At 62.5% G+C, this 17,673-nt stretch carries 17 protein-coding genes and 1 pseudogene; 15 read left to right on the top strand and 3 right to left on the bottom strand.

Annotation, left to right across the window (positions count from 1 at the left end):
• Positions 1-377: 377 nt before the first annotated feature.
• The 8 genes from codB (at position 378) to MFF34_RS12930 (ending at position 8,522) form a co-directional block, all read left to right on the top strand.
• Positions 378-1,643, top strand: a complete 1,266-nt coding sequence (codB, locus tag MFF34_RS12965) for a cytosine permease (protein ID WP_238214377.1) — start codon at positions 378-380, stop codon at positions 1,641-1,643.
• The gene (locus tag MFF34_RS12960) at positions 1,640-2,857 is read left to right on the top strand and encodes a PucR family transcriptional regulator (protein WP_238214375.1); all 1,218 of its coding nucleotides are present in this window, start codon (positions 1,640-1,642) and stop codon (positions 2,855-2,857) included. The genes codB and MFF34_RS12960 overlap by 4 nt, the downstream gene beginning before the upstream one ends.
• Before the next feature lie 4 nt (positions 2,858-2,861).
• Positions 2,862-4,103: a cytosine deaminase gene (codA, locus tag MFF34_RS12955; protein WP_027593188.1), complete on the top strand. Its 1,242-nt coding sequence runs from the start codon at positions 2,862-2,864 to the stop codon at positions 4,101-4,103.
• A 232-nt stretch (positions 4,104-4,335) separates the two neighbouring features.
• Complete coding sequence (locus MFF34_RS12950; RefSeq protein WP_238214373.1) at positions 4,336-5,313, top strand: DNA-binding protein; 978 nt, start codon at positions 4,336-4,338, stop codon at positions 5,311-5,313.
• A 68-nt stretch (positions 5,314-5,381) separates the two neighbouring features.
• Positions 5,382-5,654: a CopG family ribbon-helix-helix protein gene (locus MFF34_RS12945; protein WP_238214371.1), complete on the top strand. Its 273-nt coding sequence runs from the start codon at positions 5,382-5,384 to the stop codon at positions 5,652-5,654.
• Between the two features lie 222 nt (positions 5,655-5,876).
• Complete coding sequence (locus MFF34_RS12940) at positions 5,877-6,119, top strand: hypothetical protein (protein WP_085272823.1); 243 nt, start codon at positions 5,877-5,879, stop codon at positions 6,117-6,119.
• On the top strand, positions 6,116-6,910 hold the full coding sequence (xth, locus tag MFF34_RS12935; protein ID WP_238214369.1) for an exodeoxyribonuclease III: 795 nt from the start codon (positions 6,116-6,118) through the stop codon (positions 6,908-6,910). The genes MFF34_RS12940 and xth overlap by 4 nt, the downstream gene beginning before the upstream one ends.
• A 43-nt stretch (positions 6,911-6,953) precedes the next feature.
• Positions 6,954-8,522: a sensor domain-containing diguanylate cyclase gene (locus tag MFF34_RS12930; RefSeq protein WP_238214367.1), complete on the top strand. Its 1,569-nt coding sequence runs from the start codon at positions 6,954-6,956 to the stop codon at positions 8,520-8,522.
• Between the two features lie 33 nt (positions 8,523-8,555).
• On the opposite strand, the gene MFF34_RS12925 is transcribed toward MFF34_RS12930, so the two are convergent.
• Positions 8,556-9,062: a GNAT family N-acetyltransferase gene (locus MFF34_RS12925; RefSeq protein ID WP_238214358.1), complete on the bottom strand. Its 507-nt coding sequence runs from the start codon at positions 9,060-9,062 to the stop codon at positions 8,556-8,558.
• 34 nt (positions 9,063-9,096) lie between these two features.
• The gene (locus MFF34_RS12920) at positions 9,097-9,810 is read right to left on the bottom strand and encodes an MgtC/SapB family protein (RefSeq protein ID WP_099429372.1); all 714 of its coding nucleotides are present in this window, start codon (positions 9,808-9,810) and stop codon (positions 9,097-9,099) included.
• Positions 9,811-10,225: 415 nt separating this feature from the next.
• On the opposite strand from MFF34_RS12920, the gene MFF34_RS12915 reads away from it, so the two are divergent.
• Complete coding sequence (locus tag MFF34_RS12915) at positions 10,226-10,693, top strand: sterol desaturase family protein (RefSeq protein ID WP_238214356.1); 468 nt, start codon at positions 10,226-10,228, stop codon at positions 10,691-10,693.
• A gap of 12 nt (positions 10,694-10,705) precedes the next feature.
• On the opposite strand, the gene MFF34_RS12910 is transcribed toward MFF34_RS12915, so the two are convergent.
• A complete protein-coding gene (locus MFF34_RS12910) occupies positions 10,706-11,605 on the bottom strand; it encodes a bile acid:sodium symporter family protein (RefSeq protein WP_027593198.1) in 900 nt (299 codons plus the stop codon).
• A 197-nt stretch (positions 11,606-11,802) separates the two neighbouring features.
• Between MFF34_RS12910 and MFF34_RS12905 the strand changes: the two genes are divergently transcribed.
• From MFF34_RS12905 to MFF34_RS12880, 6 genes and pseudogenes are all read left to right on the top strand, one after another.
• Positions 11,803-12,684, top strand: a complete 882-nt coding sequence (locus MFF34_RS12905; RefSeq protein ID WP_238214354.1) for a Dyp-type peroxidase — start codon at positions 11,803-11,805, stop codon at positions 12,682-12,684.
• 88 nt (positions 12,685-12,772) lie between these two features.
• Positions 12,773-13,681 (top strand): aldo/keto reductase, encoded by a 909-nt coding sequence (locus tag MFF34_RS12900; RefSeq protein WP_238214352.1) that lies wholly within the window; start codon positions 12,773-12,775, stop codon positions 13,679-13,681.
• A gap of 4 nt (positions 13,682-13,685) precedes the next feature.
• Positions 13,686-14,969 carry an NTP/NDP exchange transporter gene (locus MFF34_RS12895; RefSeq protein ID WP_238214350.1) on the top strand — a complete coding sequence of 428 codons (1,284 nt, stop codon included), beginning with the start codon at positions 13,686-13,688 and terminating at the stop codon, positions 14,967-14,969.
• Between the two features lie 223 nt (positions 14,970-15,192).
• Positions 15,193-15,312, top strand: a pseudogene (locus tag MFF34_RS12890) (general stress protein); the annotation flags it as partial.
• A 67-nt stretch (positions 15,313-15,379) separates the two neighbouring features.
• A complete protein-coding gene (locus tag MFF34_RS12885) occupies positions 15,380-16,714 on the top strand; it encodes an iron-containing redox enzyme family protein (RefSeq protein WP_238214348.1) in 1,335 nt (444 codons plus the stop codon).
• A complete protein-coding gene (locus MFF34_RS12880) occupies positions 16,714-17,667 on the top strand; it encodes a class I SAM-dependent methyltransferase (protein WP_238214346.1) in 954 nt (317 codons plus the stop codon). Before MFF34_RS12885 ends, MFF34_RS12880 begins: the two co-directional genes overlap by 1 nt.
• The last annotated feature ends 6 nt before the right edge of the window (positions 17,668-17,673 follow it).

Raw genomic sequence — 17,673 nt, 5'->3', positions numbered from 1 at the left:
GACTGTAGCAAGGGGGTAGGGGCGGGAAGAAATACTGTTTTGATCTATTTTTATTATTATTTTTACGAATAACAATTAGCGTTGATATTTGAATAATGCATTTAAGGCGTATGCTTGCCCGCGACGCTGGGGCCTTGCGGGCAAAAGCCCTGGCTGAAGCATGGGTGAAAACTACTCAGCGCTGTTCACCTTTGGTGCGTAAATGCCTCAAATCAAGGCAGCTGGCACACATCGTCTCGCCTTATTCGATGCTTAAATGTGCAGAGTGCACAGTATTGTCTGTGCCGTTCGCCCGTTGCGCTTCGGTTTCCATCCCTCGTAAAACCGGCCCGCATATTGCTCTTCCTGCTCCTGTCTACCACCCGGAGCCCCGTGCAATGAGCTCACCTACCGAATTCCCGCTTTGCGAAGCCCCGCAGTCGTCCCGCAAGGGCCTGCTACCGATAGCGATGGTGCTGTTCAGCTTCACGTTCTTCACTGGCACGATGTTCGCCGGTGGCAAATTGGGCATGGCCTTCAACTTCGTCGACATGCTGTGGGTTGCCACGGTCGGCAACACGCTGTTGGCGTTATACGCCGCAACCCTGGCGTTCATCGCGTCACGCAGTGGGCTGAATACCGTGTTGATGGGCCGCTTTTGTTTCGGTGAAGCGGGCAGCCGACTTTCCGATTTCTTGCTGGGGTTCGCTGAACTGGGCTGGTACGCCTGGGGCACCGCGACCGTAGCGATCGTGCTGGTCAAATTGTTGGGCCTGGCGGGCGGCTTCACTGTGCCGCTGATGGTGCTGTTCGGCCTGGGCTTCAGTATTACGGCCATTATCGGCTTCAAAGGGCTGGACCTGTTGTCGCGGGTATCAGTGCCCTTGATGTTCGTGCTATTGCTGGTGTCGATGTACATCGCCACTCACGATGCCGGTGGCTTTGCTGGCCTTGCCGCGGTGGTGCCACACGAGACCATGACCTTTTCGGCGGCCGTGACCATGGTCTTCGGCACCTTCGCCAGCGGCGCCACCCAGGCCACCAACTGGACACGCCTGGCACGCAGCGGGCGGGTGGCGGTGGTTGCCAGCATCGTTGCGTTTCTGCTGGGCAACGGCCTGATGGTGGTTGCCGGTGCCTGGTGCGCGATGGTGTATCAGCAGGCCGACATCGTCGAGGTGATGATGCTGCAGGGCCTGTCGTTCGCGGCGGTGGTGATGCTCTGCCTTAACCTTTGGACCATCCAAGGCCCGACCATCTATAACGTGTCGGCAGCTGCCTGTCACCTGCTGCGCAGTGAGCGGCGGCGGACCGCGACGCTGGTGGCGGCAGGGGTGGGCATTGTGCTGGCGATTGGCGGCATGTACGAATTGCTGATCCCGTTCCTGGTGCTGTTGGGTTCGGTCATCCCGCCGGTAGGTGGGGTGATCATGGCCGATTTCTGGTATCGCCACCGTGGCCAGTATCCCGCATTGGCCACAGCCACCCTGCCGCGTTACAACCTGAAGGGGCTTTGTGCCTATGCCGTCGGCGCGCTACTGGCGTATGCCTCGCCCTTGGTTGCGCCGTTGGTAGGTATTGCTGCCTCGGCGCTGTGCTACATCCTCTTGCTTGAACTGAGCGGCCGGCGCCGTGTGGTGGGCGAGGCCGGTGCCGAGCCGTGAGCCTGGCACTGGAAGACATTCTGCACCTGCCTGGCTTGCAAGAGATGACCGTTCGCGCAGGCGCACGCAACCTGCAGCGTCGGGTGCGCTGGCCTTACGTCGCGGAGAACGAGGGCATCGCCGAGTGGGTGATGGGCGGCGAACTGGTGTTCGTCACCGGCATCAATCACCCGCGTGGCGAGACCAACCTGCTGAGCCTGGTGGAAGACGGCGAGGCCGTGGGTATTGCCGGCATGGTGATCCTCACCGGCGGCACCTTCATCCAGGCTATCCCGCCAGCGGTGGTTGCCCGCGCCGAGCAACTGGGCTTGCCGTTGATCGAGCAGCCCTATGCGCTGAAAATGGTCGTGGTCACCCACCTGATCGGCACGGCCCTGGTGCAGATGACCCAGGTGCGCCGCTCGCGCAACGACATCCTCGGGCAGCTGTTGACCGGTGACTACCCAAGCCTGGCCATCGCCCGGCAACGGGCAACGCACCTGGCCCTGGCGCTGGACGAGCCGCGACGCCTGCTGGCGCTGCGTTTGTCGGGCGTCGATGGCGTATTCGAGCGCCATGGGCTGGCCCAAGGCGAGCGCTTGTGGCAAGGCATTCGCCAAGCCCTAGAAGACCAGCTCGAGGCCTGGTGCCGCAGCCGGCCGGGCACCGTGACGGCCCACTTGCCGGGCGACCTGTTCGTACTGTTGCTGCCCGATGCACCGGGCTTGCCTGCTACGCTGGCCGCGCTGCACCGGCAATTGGCGGGCGTAGCAGGGGAGTTGGGCCTCTATATGGGGCTGTCGAGCCTCGCGGAAGATTGCGCGCACTACCGCCGCGCGCTCAACGAGGCCCGCCAGGCCCTGGAAGTGGCGCAGAACCTGCGTCCCGCCAATGGCTATTGCGATTTCAGCGAGCTGGGCGTGCTGCGCTTGTTGCAAGGGATCGTCGATCGGTCATTGATCGACGACTTCGTCGCCCAGACACTAGGGCCGCTGATCGCGCCCGGCCGTAAGCACCCGAATACACTGGTGCATACCCTCGATGCCCTGCTCAAGGAAAACGGCAACGGCCTGAAAGCCGCGCAACGCCTGGGGCTGCACCGCAATACCATCAATCAACGCATTCAACGCATCGAACACCTGAGCGGGCAGTCGCTGGACGACCCGCTTTTCCGTATGAATGCTTCGGTCGCCATGCTGGTGTGGCGCATGACCGAAGCCCAAGGCAAGGAGTAACGCCATGAACATCATCAACGCAAAACTGCGAGGCAAGGCTGGCCTGTTTCGCATCGAACTGAACGGTGACCGCATCGCCAGCATCACGCCACAGGCCGACCCGGTGGCACCAGGCGGCGCTGATGACCTGGATGCCAAACAGAACCTGGTGGTTGCTCCCTTTGTCGAGCCGCACATTCACCTGGATGCCACCCTGACGGCCGGCGAGCCGAAGTGGAACATGAGCGGCACGTTGTTCGAAGGCATCGAACGCTGGGCCGAGCGCAAGGAAATCACCACCCACGAAGACATCAAGGGCCGCGCCAAGAAGACCATCAACATGCTGGTGGACCACGGCATCCAGCATGTGCGCACCCATGTCGACGTCACCGACCCCAAGCTCACTGCTCTCAAGGCCATGGTCGAAGTGCGTGAGGAGGTGCGCCATTTGGTCGACCTGCAGATCGTCGCCTTCCCGCAGGAGGGCATCGAGTCGTATGCCAACGGGCGGGCGCTGATGACCGAAGCCGTGGCCATCGGCGCCGACGTGGTCGGCGGCATTCCGCATTTCGAGAACACCCGCGACCAGGGCGTGTCGTCGGTCAAGTTCCTGATGGACCTGGCCGAGCGAACCGGCTGCCTGGTGGACGTGCACTGCGACGAAACCGACGACCCGCAGTCGCGCTTTCTCGAAGTGCTGGCCGAAGAAGCGCGGGTGCGCGACATGGGCGCCCGGGTCACGGCCAGCCACACCGTGGCCATGGGCTCCTACGACAACGCCTACTGCTACAAGCTGTTCCGTTTGCTCAAGTTGTCGGGCATCAACTTCGTCTCGTGCCCGACCGAGAGCATTCACCTGCAAGGGCGCTTCGACAGCTACCCCAAGCGCCGCGGCGTGACCCGCGTGGCGGAGATCGACCGGGCGGGCATGAACGTGTGCTTTGGCCAGGACTCGATCGTCGACCCGTGGTACCCATTGGGCAATGGCAACATCTTGCGCATTCTTGAGGCCGGGCTGCACATCTGCCACATGCTCGGTTACGAAGACTTGCAACGCTGCCTGGACCTGATCACCGACAACAGCGCCCGCACGCTCAACCTGGGGGAGCGTTATGGCATCGAGGTGGGGCGGCCGGCGAACCTGCTGCTGCTGTCGGCGCCGGATGATTACGAGATGGTGCGCAGCCAGGGGCATGCGCTGGTGTCGGTGCGCAACGGCAAGGTGCTGATGCGGCGTACGCCGGCGCAGGTCGAACGCCTGGCCTGACACCGCGGCACGCTTCAAACGCAACGCCCCGCTGGCTTTTGCCAGGCGGGGCGTTTTGCTTTCTGCGCTTCGTGTACGCGTTTCCCAGTCAGAAACCGCCTATTTGGCCCTTCACATGCGATAAGCCGTGATTATTCCATGTTAGATAGCACTTGAATTAGAGGTGCTGACCGGTCAAAATTAGTACGTAATTACATATTACGTATTCCAGTATAAAATCGTAGGAGCACGCATGGCCCGGGGCGGTATCAACAAGGTGGTAGTGCAGCAAGCGCGTCAGGCGCTGATCGCTCGCGGGGAGAACCCCAGCATTGATGCGGTACGTATCGAGCTGGGCAACACCGGCTCGAAAAGCACGATTCATCGCTACCTGAAGGAGCTCAATGGCCAGCAAACCGTGGCCACGGCGGGCGCCCCTGGGTTGAGCGATACGCTTGGGCGGTTTGTCGGGCAGTTGGCAACACAGCTGCAGGAAGAGGCGGATATACGCATCGAAGAGGCCGAAAGCGTTTTCACCCAGCAACGCGAACAGCTCGAAGCACAATTGCAGCTGGCCCAAGAAGCGCTGGCTGCGGCGCATCAACAGCAAAAGATCCAGGACGCGGCACTGGTTGCCGAATCGGAGAAACTGCTGTCCACGCAAAGCACCTTGCAGGCTGAGCAACTGCGCAGTGCCAGCCTCAACCAGTCATTGGGCGAGCTGCAATTGCGCCTGAACGACAAGGAAGAGCAGGTGCGGTCACTCGAAGACAAACACCGCCACGCCCGCGATGCCCTGGAACACTACCGCAGCGCCAGCCGCGAACAGCGCGAGCAGGACCAGCGCCGCCACGAGGCGCAACTGCAACAGCTGCAAGTAGAAGTAAGGCAACTGCAGCAGGGCATGATGGTCAAGCAGGACGAACTGACCCGCCTGCACCGTGATAACGAGCGCTTGCTCGGCGAGCATCGCCAAGCCACCAGCGAACGCAAGGCACGGGACGAATTGCTTGAACAGCGGGACGCGCAGATTCAGGGCCTGCGAACGATTTTGGCTCAAGCCCAAGGGGCGACCGAGGAAATGCGGCGGCAGCTGGATGTGCAAACGCAAAACCTGGAAGACAGGCGCGAGCTGTATGCCGAACAGGTGCGCCAAGTGCAGCGTCTGGAGGATGAGCTGCTAGAGCGCGATGAGGCATTGAGCGCTTGTCGAGCGCAGTTGAGCACCTGACAGTGCTTTGTCGGGCACAACTCATTATTATCAACGTGAGTCGTGTAACGATCAGGAGCAGCCCTATCATGGCAAACACTGCTAATACCCGCACTGTCACGGCTCACGTCCCTGAGCAACTCGCCCAAAAAGTCGATTTAATGGCAGAGCGTCTTGATCGCTCCAAAAATTGGATCGTCAAGCAGGCGCTGTCCGCCTGGATATTCCAAGAAGAAGAGCGTAGTCGCCTAACCCGAGAAGCCTTGGCTGATGTTGACGCGGGTCGATCATTTGACCACCAAGCTGTTCAGGCCTGGGCTGACAGCCTCAGCACCGATAAACCGTTGTCAGTACCGCGCTGATGGTGTTGAAGTGTCTGCTGCGACTGTGGCACACCCGTGAGGAGCGATAGTAGCGCTGAGCGCAGAAGTCCGTAGTAGTCACATTATCGACGCTTTGCCACAGCTATTTCTCCACGGTAGTTGCTCAGCACCGCCTTTCTGTCCTCTGCTTTCCCAGTGTGGTTGAACGTTGGCCAAGACCTGCGCTCACACATTCAAAGCGGGTAGCGAGGAGCCACGTACATGAGCATCGAACGCAGCATTCCCGAGCTTGAGGCCTGGTACGCGCAGTACGACGACATCAGTTACCGCCGCGAATCGCCAGATGCCTATCACCATGGACTGGTGCGCACGGCCGAAGCCCTGCGTGATGACGGCGCCATCGACTGGGATGACTGGTTGCAGCTGAAGGCCTTGGCCGACCAGGCGCACATCAACGCGCTCGAAGATGCAGTACAGGCGCATGTCGACGACCCTGACGCATGAAAGCGCTGAAGATCGCCACCTTCAATATCAATGGCATTCGCAGCCGATTGCCGGCATTGATCGCCTGGCTAGAGCGCGAGAAGCCTGACATTGCCTGCCTGCAAGAGCTGAAAGCGCCCGACCAGCAGTTCCCGCGTGAAGCGCTTGAAGCAGTGGGCTACGGGTGTTTGTACCAAGGGCAACCTTCGTGGAACGGCGTTGCCATTCTCGCGCGTGGCAGTGAGCCACTCGAAGTGCGTCGCGGCCTACCCGGCATGGAGGATGACGCCCAGAGCCGCTACCTGGAGGCAGCCGTGCAGGGGCTGATCATCGGCTGCCTCTACCTGCCCAACGGCAACCCGCAACCCGGGCCTAAGTTCGACTACAAACTGCGCTGGTTCCACTGCCTGATCGACCATGCTGCCAGTTTGCAAAAGAGCGGGCACCCGGCAGTGTTAGCCGGCGATTTCAACGTCGTCCCCACCGATTTCGACATCTATAACCCGCGCTCCTGGCTCAAGGACGCACTGCTGCAACCTGAGACCCGCGATTGCTACCAGCGTTTGCTCAACCAGGGCTGGACAGATGCGCTGCGCCACCTGCACCCTGACGCGCGGGTTTATACCTTCTGGGACTATTTTCGCAATCACTGGCAGCGTAACGCCGGGCTGCGCATCGACCATGTGTTGCTCAACCCTGAACTTGCGCCTTACCTAAAGGCTGCAGGCGTGGACGCCTGGGTACGCAACGAACCCAAGGCCAGCGACCATGCGCCGGTGTGGATCGAGCTGGCTTCGCGTAAGCAGCGCTGAACTATAGTCATAAGCGGCGAACGCGAGACGACAAGGGAATAGGATGTGCGCAGCCAGGAAACAGGATGACGATGGGCACCTAGCGGTAGCGGGCGAGGGCCGCGCCGTGGCATTGTTCCGCCAGGTCCTGGCATTCATGGTGGTGGTGATGCTGGCCTTCGTGATGGTGGAAGGTTGGCGTATCTGGCGTGATTACCGTCACGCGTTCAGCAATGCCGAAAACATGGTGACCAACCTGGCTCGGGCGACGGCGCAACACGCCGAGGACGCTATTCGCCAAGTGGATGTCGTTAGCGCGTCCTTGGCCGAACGCCTGGAGGGCGATGGCTTCGAGCATATGAACCGCCCGCGCCTGCAGGCGTTGCTCGCGCGACAAAAAGCGCTCATGCCGCAGCTGCACGGGCTGTTCGTGTATGGCGCGGATGGCCGCTGGCTGGTTACCGACCAGGCGACCCTACCGCCCAACCTCAACAATGCTGACCGCGACTATTTCGTTTACCACCGCAATCATCGCGACCGCCAGGTACGCATCGGTTCGGTGGTGCGCAGCCGCTCGACCGGCGACTTGATCATTCCCATCTCGCGGCGCCTGGAATACCCCGACGGGCATTTTGCCGGGGTGCTGTTGGGCACGATCAAAGTGGACTGGTTCGTGCGCTATTACGGCGATTTCAAGATCGACGAGCGTGGCGCGCTGGTGCTGGCCAAGCGTGACGGCACGATTCTGGTCCGTCGCCCGTTCGTTTCGAGGGTCGTTGGGCGCACATTGGCCAAAAGCGAAGTGTTTCGCAACCACTTGCCCTATGCCGATGAAGGGCTAGTCGAGGCAGTGGCGGTAGTCGATGGCACACCTCGCCTATATGCCTACCGGGCGCTGTCGAGTTACCCGTTGGTGGTAGAGGCTGGCCTGTCGCGGGAATCCATTGTCGCGCCCTGGCGGCACGACGCGATCAAATCAGTGGCCGTATTGTTGCTGTTGTTGGTGGGGTTGGCAGCGTTCGGCGGGGTAGTGTTGCGCCAACTGCGCGAACGCATTGTGATAGAGCGCGCACTGCACCAGGCGCACCAGACGCTGAAATCCCTGGCCTTGACCGACAGCCTGACCGGCCTTGGCAACCGCCGGCGGTTGGATGCAGTGTTCGAGCCCGAGGTGCGGCGGGCTCGACGGCAAGGTTACCCGGTAGCGCTGGTGATGCTCGACCTCGACTACTTCAAGGCTTACAACGACCGTTACGGGCACCTTGCCGGCGACCAATGCCTGCAGCGTTTCGCCGAGCTCCTGCAACAGGCTTTGAAGCGCCCGGCAGACCTGGCGGTGCGCTTCGGTGGCGAGGAGTTCACGCTATTGATGCCCGACACCGATGGGCCGGGCGCCGAGCTTGTCGTGCAGGAAATACAGCAGGTGTTGCGCCGCCATGTGATCGAGCACGGTGGCAGCCCATTGGGGCGGGTGTCGTTCAGTGCCGGCATTGCGATCGGCGACCCGGCTCGGCAAGCGATGACGCCCGAGCGCCTGATGGCGGCGGCAGATAGCGCGTTGTACCAGGCCAAGCGGCAGGGGCGGGACGGTTACTGCGTGGCGAACAGTACCGCGGCGGGTGTTGACCCATGATCGCCTATCAAGGGCGAGCAAGGCAGGCGCTGTTCAACCGATGCTCATGCGCATTGCACAACGCCCGACAAACCCGTGGGCATGTTCGTTGGCCAGGATGTTACCCAGCCGCGAGCACAGCAGGCCTTCATCAATAGTTTCAAACCCAAAGCGTGCATAAAAAGGTGCATTCCAGGGCACGTCGACAAAGGTGGTCAAGGTCAGTTCCCGAACGCCTGCTGCTTGCGCCGCATCGACCAGTTGATTCAGCAGCAGGCGCCCGATCCCTTGCCCTTGAGCCTCCCGGCGCACGGAAATTTCATGAATGTGCAATGCCTGTTGCTCCCGCCGTGCGCACACAAAGCCCAGGATCTGCCCGGTTTCTCCTTCCGCCAGCCAGCTTGTGCCTGCATCGACGAATCCTTGATGCGCTGTGCTGTCCAGTACTTCGCCTTGTGCCAGCCACGCCAGCGCCGGCAGTTGGGCGAAAGCCTGGGCGGCTGAACGCTCGACCTCGGCCAGCCAGGGGATGTCGCGGGTGAGGGTGGGGCGTATATGCACAGTCGGGTCCTGCAAACCGTGGGATGGGTGGGCGTCAGTCTGCCGCCACCTCTTGCGGCTGCAACTGCCAGCGCACCGAGCTTACACCTTTTTCCAGGCTCACCCGGCTGACCAGCCGTTCCAGCTGCGCCGGTGCCTGCGGGTTGCCCAGCAGTTCGGCGCGTACTTCGAGGCGTGCCGGGTTGGGCAGGTCCTCGCTGTGCAGCGATTGCAGGCGCAGCTCCGGATCGCCGAGGCTGTGCAGCATCAGGCTGCGAACCTGGATTTCATCCTCGGCACGGCACACAACACGCACTTCGAAGCGTTGCTCCACTTCAGTGGCCGGGACAATGTCCTGGCGGTCCAGGCGCTGGGCGATGTCGCGCAGCAGGATGTTGGCGCACAACACGGCCAGGCTGCCCAGTGTCGCTTCCAGCAGCAGCCCAAGGCTGCACAACACGCCAACGGCCGCCGTGCACCACAGCGTGGCGGCAGTGTTCAGGCCGCGCACGTTGAAACCGTCGCGCATGATCACGCCACCCCCGAGAAAGCCGATCCCCGACACCACATAAGCGGCCACGCGCGAGGCATCGTTAGGGGCCATGCCCGGTACGGCCTGGGTCATCAGTACGAACAGGCAAGCGCCGGTACTGACCAGCGCATTGGTACGCAAGCCCGTGAGGCGTTGACGCAGTTGACGCTCGGCGCCGATCAGGGCACCCAGCAGCAGGGCGATGCTGACGCGCAGCAGAAAGACTTTCCAATCCATAGCAAACCTCTTCCACGGGCACACGCCCGCATGAACGCCACCTGGTGTTGGCGTGGTTGAATAACCAGAAAATGCGCAGAACCACAGAAGGGAAGAAAAGAGGAAGGCTGCAGCCACGGGGGCTGAAGAAATCCACCATCAAGCCATGACGGCGAGACAGTGGCAGGGCACTGCCGGACTAGCTCGCCAAGTGGGCCTGTCGCAAGCGACTGGGGCTACTGTCCAATGCAGGACTCCTGTTTGGGGATGCGAAATTGCGTCGCGGACCTTACGCCCCGAGATAGGCGAGGTCAAGGGTAAAAACATGACAAGGGCTTCATCAGGAAAGTGCCTACAGCCCGTCACGCCTGCATGGAAAAATAGGCGGGTAGTCGGTAACCTTGCGCCTTCCCTTGCGATCACCCGGACCCGTTACATGCTGTTCAATCTCGCCGTGCTGCTCGGCACACTGGTGGCCATGGAGGGTGTCGGCACACTGGCGCACAAGTACATCATGCATGGCTGGGGCTGGTGGCTGCACCGCTCGCATCATGAGCCACACCTGGGCATGCTCGAGACCAATGACATTTACCTGCTTGCGCTGGGGCTGATCGCCGCCGGCCTGGTGGCGCTGGGTAAAGCCGGGTACGCCCCCTTGCAGTGGGTGGGTGGGGGCGTGGCGGGGTACGGCCTGTTGTATGTGCTGGCCCACGACGGCTTCTTTCATCGCCACTGGCCGAAAAAACCGCGGCCAGTCAGCCGCTACCTCAAGCGCCTGCATCGCGCCCATCGGCTTCACCATGCGGTCAAAGGCCGGCAAGGCAGCGTGTCGTTCGGCTTTTTCTACGCTCCGCCCCTTGCGGTGCTCAAGCGCCAGTTGCGCGACCGACGCGAGCAGCCCTGACCGTCACTGCGGTCAGTTGACCGCGTTGCCCTCAGCCTCAACGGTTTCTGCCACGTGCCCGCGGCTCACCCACCAGCCAAACCCTGCCGCCGTGAAGAACATGATCAGGCTGTAAAGCGCCGCCGGCACCGCCATGGTGGCGTTGTTCAGCAACGAAGGGCTCAAGGCCAGCGCGATCGCCAGGGTACCGTTGTGGATGCCGATTTCCATGCCGATAGCGATGGCCTGGCGCTTGGGAATCTTCAACAGCCGGGGCACCCAGTAGCCTACGGCCAGGCTCAGCACGTTGAACAACAGGGCCGCCAGGCCTACCACGGGGGCGTACTCGACCACCGTCTGCCAGTCCTTGGCCAGCGCGAGGATGATGGTGAAAGCCAGAAACAGCGCCGCCACCAGCTTCATCGGCTTTTCCATGCGTGCGGCAAAGCGCGGGGCAAAGTGGCGGATCAACATGCCCAGCGCCACCGGCAGCAGGACAATCGCGAACACCTGCAACACCTTGGCGAACTGCAGCGGGATGGCCTGGTCCGAGGCCATGAACCAGCCCAGCGACAAGTTCACCAGCAGCGGCATGGTGAGGATCGCAATCAACGAGTTGACCGCCGTCAAGGTGATATTCAATGCCACATCGCCGTGGGCCAGGTGGCTGAACAGATTGGCCGTGGTCCCCCCCGGCGAGGCCGCCAGCAGCATCAGCCCCACCGCCAGGGCGGACTCCAGGCCAAAGCCGTTGGCGATCAGGAAGCACACCAGCGGCAGCAACAGGATCTGGCAGACCAGGCCAATCACCACAGGCTTGGGGTATTTCACCACACGGGCGAAATCGGCCAGGGTCAGCGACAGCCCAAGGCCGAGCATGATGATGCCCAGGGCCAGGGGCAGAAATGCGGTGAGCAGGGGCGAGGCAGTCATGAAGGGGCTCTCGGATCAGGGAGTCGCACAAAGGATTCCGAGGAGTGTAGGTGGCACTGTAGTGATAGCTAATTGCAAATCGCCACCTCTTGGTAACCTTTTGTTACCGTGCCCACCGTCTGCAGCGTCTGCATGCCGCGTTGCGATGGGCGTCCCGGCGCAGTAGCATGCGCGCTTTTACCGAGGATTAGCCTGTCATGCCGTTTCAGCAAGGTCTGCTTGCCACGCCGGTGCCGGCCCATGCCCGCCACCTGTTCTTCACGTTGCACTCGCCCGAAGCGCTGCCCGCCGCACTCGACGCCTTGCTGCCGCAGGTCGACGGCCAACAGTTGATCCTCGGCGTCGGCGCGACCCTGGCCAAGGCCCTGGGCCGTGACGTGCCGGGTTTGCGTGCCTTCCCGCTGCTGGACGCCGCCGTGGAGAACCCCAGCACCCAGCACGCCCTGTGGCTGTGGCTGCGGGGTAACGAGCGTGGCGACCTGCTGCTGCGTGCCCAGGCCCTGGAACACGCGCTGGCCCCGGCGTTGCGCCTGGCAGACAGCGTCGATGGCTTTTTGCACCGGGGTGGCCACGACCTGACCGGCTATGAAGACGGCACCGAGAACCCGGTGGACGAAGAGGCCGTGCAAGCCGCCATCGTTGACAACGCACCCCCTGGCCTCAACGGTTCCAGCTTTGCCGCGTTCCAACTGTGGAAGCATGACTTGGAGTACTTCAAGTCGCTGCCCCAAGCGGACCAGGACAACATCATCGGCCGCCGCCTGAGCGACAACGAAGAGCTCGACGACGCCCCGGCGTCCGCGCACGTCAAACGCACCGCCCAGGAAAGCTTCGAACCTGAGGCGTTCATGGTCCGTCGCTCGGTCGCCTGGGCTGACGCCCGTGGTGCTGGCCTTGCCTTCGTGGCGCTGGGCCACAGCTTCGATGCCTTCGAAGTGCAACTGCGGCGCATGAGCGGCCTGGAAGACGGCATCATCGACGGCCTCTACCGCTTCAGCCGGCCACTGACCGGTGGTTATTACTGGTGCCCGCCGATGGGTGAAACCGGCCTGGACCTGCGCCTGCTGTTGCAGGCCTGATCGCTAACATCCAGATACAGAATCACTCGCCGAGGCGGGGTAGAGCGGCTAGCCTTGAAAGTTTCCGGTTCATGACGGGGGCTTTTCCATGTATGCACGTCGTGATGTTCTACGCGCCGGTGCAGCCTTGGGGTTGCTGGCCGCAAGCCCTTGGCTGCACGCAGGGGCGGCGAGTGGCCTGCTGACGCGCGCTATCCCTTCCACCGGCGAGGCCTTGCCGGTCATCGGTGCCGGTACCTCTGGCAGTTTCGAGGTCGAGGCCGGCTCGCCTCAGTACCAACAGCTCGGCGCGGTGCTCAGGGCCTTCTTCGAAGGTGGCGGCAGGGTCATCGACACCTCGCCCAACTACGGGGGGGCCGACAGCATTCTGGGCCAGTTGCTGGAAGAGGGCGGCTGGCACAAGCAGTGCTTTCTAGCCACCAAGATTGCCGCCGACAGCCAGGCCGACGCACAAGCGCAGTGGCAAGGCAGCCTGCGCAGCTTGCGCACCGACAAAGTCGACTTGCTGCAGATCCACAACCTGCGCGATTGGCAGACCCAACTGCCCTACGCCCGTGAACTCAAGCAGCAGGGCAAGACCCGCTACGTCGGCATCACCCATTACCTGAACAGCGGCCAGGATGAAGTGGCCAGGATCGTACGTAGCGAACCGCTCGACTTCATTCAGATCAACTACTCGGTCAACGCCCCACAGGCCGCGCGTGAGCTGCTGCCATTGTGCCAAGACAAGGGCGTCGCGGTGCTGATCAACCGGGCGTTCGATGACGGCCGATTGTTTGCCCGGGTCAAGGACCAACCGTTGCCAGGCTGGGCGTCGGAAGTGGGCATCGGCAGCTGGGCACAGCTGTTTCTGAAGTTCGCCATCAGCCACCCGGCAGTGACCACAGTCATTCCCGCCACCAGCCGCCCTGATCGCCAGCTCGACCAGCTCAAGGCCGGGCATACGCCATTGCTCAGCCAGGCGCAGCAACAGGCGCTGATCGAACAGTTCGGCTGACACCATGCAAGGCTGGCGGCGGCGTCTGGACCACGGGCTGAACATACAACCCGGCGAAGGGCCGGCGGTGGTTGCCGGCCTGTTGTTGTTCTACTTGCTGTTCACCGGCTACTTCATGCTGCGCCCGGTGCGCGAGACCATGGGTGTGGCCGGTGGCGTGGATAACCTGCAGTGGCTGTTCACCGGCACCTTCGTCGCCACCCTGGCGTGCCTGCCGCTGTTCGGCTGGCTGGCATCCAAGGTGCGGCGGCGGCAAATCCTGCCCTGGACCTACGGGTTCTTCACCAGCAACCTGTTGCTGTTCGCGGTGCTGTTTGCCCGGGCCCCGGACGATGTATGGACTGCGCGCGCGTTCTATATCTGGCTGTCGGTGTTCAACTTGCTGACCATTTCGCTGGCCTGGAGCGTGCTTGCCGACCTGTTTGCCACTGAACAAGGCAAACGGTTGTTTGGCCTGTTGGCATCAGGTGCCAGCCTGGGCGGCCTCTGCGGGCCGATCCTGGGTACCTTGCTGGTGGGCCCGCTGGGGCATGCAGGCCTGTTAGTACTGGCCGGGCTATGTTTGCTAGGCAGCACCGGCGCTGCCTTGTTTTTGCAGCGCTGGCGAGACCGTCATCCGCTGCCGGCCCATCTGCAGCGCTCGACGTCCAAGCCGTTGGGTGGCAACCCGTTCGCGGGGGCTACTGCCGTGCTGCGCGCTCCTTACCTGTTGGGCATCGCGCTGTTCGTGGTGCTGCTGGCCAGTGTCAGCACGTTCCTATACTTCGAACAGGCGCGTATCGTCAGCGAGACCTTCGCCGACCGCACCCGGCAAACCCAGGTGTTCGGCCTGATCGACACCGTGGTCCAGGCCTTGGCGATACTCACGCAGGTGTTTCTGACCGGGCGCCTGGCGAAAAGGATGGGCGTGGGCGTATTGCTGGTGGCGGTGCCGTTGATCATGGCCGCAGGCTTTGTCTGGCTGGCAGTGGCCCCGGTGTTCGCCGCCTTCGTGGTGGTGATGGTGGTGCGCCGGGCCGGTGAATATGCGCTGGTCCGGCCGGGACGGGAGATGCTCTTCACCGTTTTGTCGGCAGAAGACAAGTACAAAGCCAAGAACTTCATCGACACCGTGGTCTACCGAGGCGGTGACGCCCTCAGCGGCTGGCTCAAGCGGGCACTGGATGTGATCGCGGAGCACCCGCAGTTGGCGATGCTGATTGGCGCGGCGATCGCGTTGGGCTGGGCCGGCACCGGCGCCTGGCTGGGTCGCCGCCAGGCGCGGCTCGATGCACCCGATGCCGAGTGAGGCGGGCGGTCGCTTGGCGCACCAAATACGTAACCTTCCCTTATTTAACGCCACCGGTCCGAACGTGCGGCAATAAAACGAATCCCTCGATATCGCCGAACTCCGAAGCTATGTACGGCCCAGTGCCGTGCATCCTGAAGTCATACGAGGCTTGAAGACCATGGCTAACAAAGAGAACAGCCGCACCGGCACCCAAGGCAAGGAAGGCAGCCAAGGCGGCAGCAAGAACCCAGGCAACTTCGCCAACGACCGTGAAAAAGCGTCCGAAGCCGGGCGTAAAGGCGGCCAGTCTTCGGGGGGCAACATGCCTCACGACACCAGCCGCAAAGGCGGTCGTTCGTAACCGTCGTTTGTAACCGAGGGATCCGCAGTGCCAGGGCGACCTGGCACTGCATTCAGAGGCGCACGGCATGACGGTGATGACCTGCAAGACCGTTACTCATGAAAGGTCTATGACCGCAAGCCATAGCCTGCAGCACCGGTACCAGACCCTATTGCAAGGCCACGACGCCACCAGCGCTGCGTGGCTTAATGAACAGATCGCCCGCGTCGAGCAGTCCCCCGACGACCTGCCCGCCACCCCTTCACAGCTGCCTGCCTGGAGCGCCCAGCATGCCGCTGAGGTGGCCAAGGCCTATGCCGAATACCTCCAGCAGCGCCATCAAGGTGGGCCACGCCAGTTTTTCAGCAACCGCGCCCATGCGTTGTGGTTCCTCCAGCAAATTGCGCCGACCAAGGCCGTGGACGGGGCCTGGTTGCACGGCACACTGCAGCATTGGCAAGACCCGCGTTACCACGGGCTGATCCGCACCTACCTGGAAGAGCTGGGCAATGGCGACCCGCGCTGTAACCATGTGTTGATCTACCAACGGCTGCTCAGCCGCCTCGGCTGCCTGGAACTGCCGCCACGGGATGACGACCGTTATCTGCAAGGCGCCGTGCAACTGGCCTTGGGGCAGAACTGCGACGAATTTCTGCCCGAAGTGCTGGGCTACAACCTTGGCTACGAACAACCGCCGCTGCATTTGCTGATCACCACTTACGAGCTGGCGGAGTTGGGTATCGATGGCCACTACTTCCAGCTGCACGTGACCATCGACAACGCTGCCAGTGGCCACGCGCAGTTGTCTATCCAGGCGTTGCACCAACTGTGCCCCGCAGAAGACCCACAGGCGTTCTATCAGCGGGTGCGGCGGGGTTACCGCCTGAACGACCTGGGCATCGCGGCTGCCACCCTGGTCAGCCAGTTTGACCTTCAAGCGCAGCTGTTCGCGGCCTTGGAGTGCAAGCGCCAGTATGGTCAGTTCATGCACTCCGATCATTGCCGTTTGCAGCAACGCACCATCAATCAATGGCTAGCCGAGCCTGGGGCCATCCCGGCCTTTGTGAGTGCCCTGCAGGCCCAGGGCTGGATTCGCCGCGGCGAGGACCCGGCGAGCAGCCGCTGGTGGAAGCTGATTGAAGGGCCAACGGCGGCCATGTTTGGGGTATTCACAGCGTACGAGAAGCAGTTATGGCATGACTGGATCGCTGACGATTGGCAGGCCACGACCCGCCGCGTCGTGCCTGGCAGTTGGGATACACCTTCAGCTTTGAGCGAAGTACCGATCGCCAGCATCGCCCCAGAAGGGCTTGCTACCCTTATGGAGCGGATGTCCGGTAACCGTCACGCGTTGCCGGAAGGTTTGCAGGCTACTCAAGCCTTCGCCCGCGCAACCGGCCTGATTCAAGAGGGATGCCATTGATGGTGCTCGACTCGGCTCAAGGCCAGGCAGATGAGGCCTTGCTGCAACTAGGCAAGCGCCTGCGAGCCGACGGCTACCGCTTCACCTGCGTCAGCCCGGCCACCCATGCCCGCAACAATGCCCGCGATGGCGCCAGGCATTCGACGAACGTGCGCGACGTATTCGGCTGGAGCCGCCCCTTCGCGCCTTCGCTGATGCCTGCTGACCTACTACACCAGCTGGAGTGCGCGCAGGTGCTGACGCGACGCGGCGAGCTGATGGCCAGCACGGTGCGCTGGTCAAGCCTGGACGACCTGCTGCTGGTCCATTCGGCTTACCCGACCCACGCCAGTGACGCAGTGTTCTTCGGTCCCGACAGTTATCGCTTTGCCCAGGTCATCCACGATCACCTGCAACACCGCTTGGCTCGGGTGGAGCATGCGGTCGACATCGGTTGCGGTTCCGGCGTGGGCGCCTTGATCATCGCGCGCGCCGCCCAGCACGCGCAGGTCAATGCAGTGGACATCAATCCGCTTGCGCTACGCTACACCGCCATCAATGCCGCCTTGGCGGGGATCAACAACGTGTCGGTGGCCGCCAGTGACCTGCTCGATGGCACAACCGGCGGTTTTGACCTGATCGTCGCCAATCCTCCCTACATGCTGGACCTCAGCGCGCGCACCTACCGCCACGGCGGTGGGGCGCTGGGTGAAGCGCTGTCGCTGCGTATCGTCGAGCAGGCGCTGGAGCGCTTGAGTGCGCGGGGCACGTTGTTGCTCTACACCGGGGTGGCGATCGTACAAGGGCGCGATGCCTTGCTTGACACTGTTCGTTTACGCCTGGCGGGCCCGGAGTGGTCTTGGGGCTACCGGGAAATCGACCCCGATGTGTTCGGCGAGCAACTGGCTGAGCCCGGCTATGAACAGGTGGAGCGCATTGCCGCCGTAGCGCTCACTGTCACTCGCAACGGCTGAAGGCCT

Source organism: Pseudomonas sp. PAGU 2196 (genome assembly GCF_022179005.1).
In the GTDB taxonomy this organism is placed as follows: domain Bacteria; phylum Pseudomonadota; class Gammaproteobacteria; order Pseudomonadales; family Pseudomonadaceae; genus Aquipseudomonas; species Aquipseudomonas kermanshahensis.
This window is presented reverse-complemented; position numbering and strand designations above follow the sequence as displayed.

Excerpts from the sequence above, each read along its gene's own strand:
- MFF34_RS12900 (WP_238214352.1), top strand. The coding sequence starts at position 12,773 with ATGTATGCACGTCGTGATGTTCTACGCGCCGGTGCAGCCTTGGGGTTG.
- MFF34_RS12920 (WP_099429372.1), bottom strand. The coding sequence starts at position 9,810 with ATGGATTGGAAAGTCTTTCTGCTGCGCGTCAGCATCGCCCTGCTGCTG.
- MFF34_RS12945 (WP_238214371.1), top strand. The coding sequence starts at position 5,382 with ATGGCAAACACTGCTAATACCCGCACTGTCACGGCTCACGTCCCTGAG.
- MFF34_RS12905 (WP_238214354.1), top strand. The coding sequence starts at position 11,803 with ATGCCGTTTCAGCAAGGTCTGCTTGCCACGCCGGTGCCGGCCCATGCC.
- MFF34_RS12950 (WP_238214373.1), top strand. The coding sequence starts at position 4,336 with ATGGCCCGGGGCGGTATCAACAAGGTGGTAGTGCAGCAAGCGCGTCAG.
- MFF34_RS12880 (WP_238214346.1), top strand. The coding sequence starts at position 16,714 with ATGGTGCTCGACTCGGCTCAAGGCCAGGCAGATGAGGCCTTGCTGCAA.
- MFF34_RS12885 (WP_238214348.1), top strand. The coding sequence starts at position 15,380 with ATGACGGTGATGACCTGCAAGACCGTTACTCATGAAAGGTCTATGACC.
- MFF34_RS12910 (WP_027593198.1), bottom strand. The coding sequence starts at position 11,605 with ATGACTGCCTCGCCCCTGCTCACCGCATTTCTGCCCCTGGCCCTGGGC.
- codA (WP_027593188.1), top strand. The coding sequence starts at position 2,862 with ATGAACATCATCAACGCAAAACTGCGAGGCAAGGCTGGCCTGTTTCGC.
- xth (WP_238214369.1), top strand. The coding sequence starts at position 6,116 with ATGAAAGCGCTGAAGATCGCCACCTTCAATATCAATGGCATTCGCAGC.
- MFF34_RS12915 (WP_238214356.1), top strand. The coding sequence starts at position 10,226 with ATGCTGTTCAATCTCGCCGTGCTGCTCGGCACACTGGTGGCCATGGAG.
- MFF34_RS12895 (WP_238214350.1), top strand. The coding sequence starts at position 13,686 with ATGCAAGGCTGGCGGCGGCGTCTGGACCACGGGCTGAACATACAACCC.
- codB (WP_238214377.1), top strand. The coding sequence starts at position 378 with ATGAGCTCACCTACCGAATTCCCGCTTTGCGAAGCCCCGCAGTCGTCC.
- MFF34_RS12930 (WP_238214367.1), top strand. The coding sequence starts at position 6,954 with ATGTGCGCAGCCAGGAAACAGGATGACGATGGGCACCTAGCGGTAGCG.
- MFF34_RS12940 (WP_085272823.1), top strand. The coding sequence starts at position 5,877 with ATGAGCATCGAACGCAGCATTCCCGAGCTTGAGGCCTGGTACGCGCAG.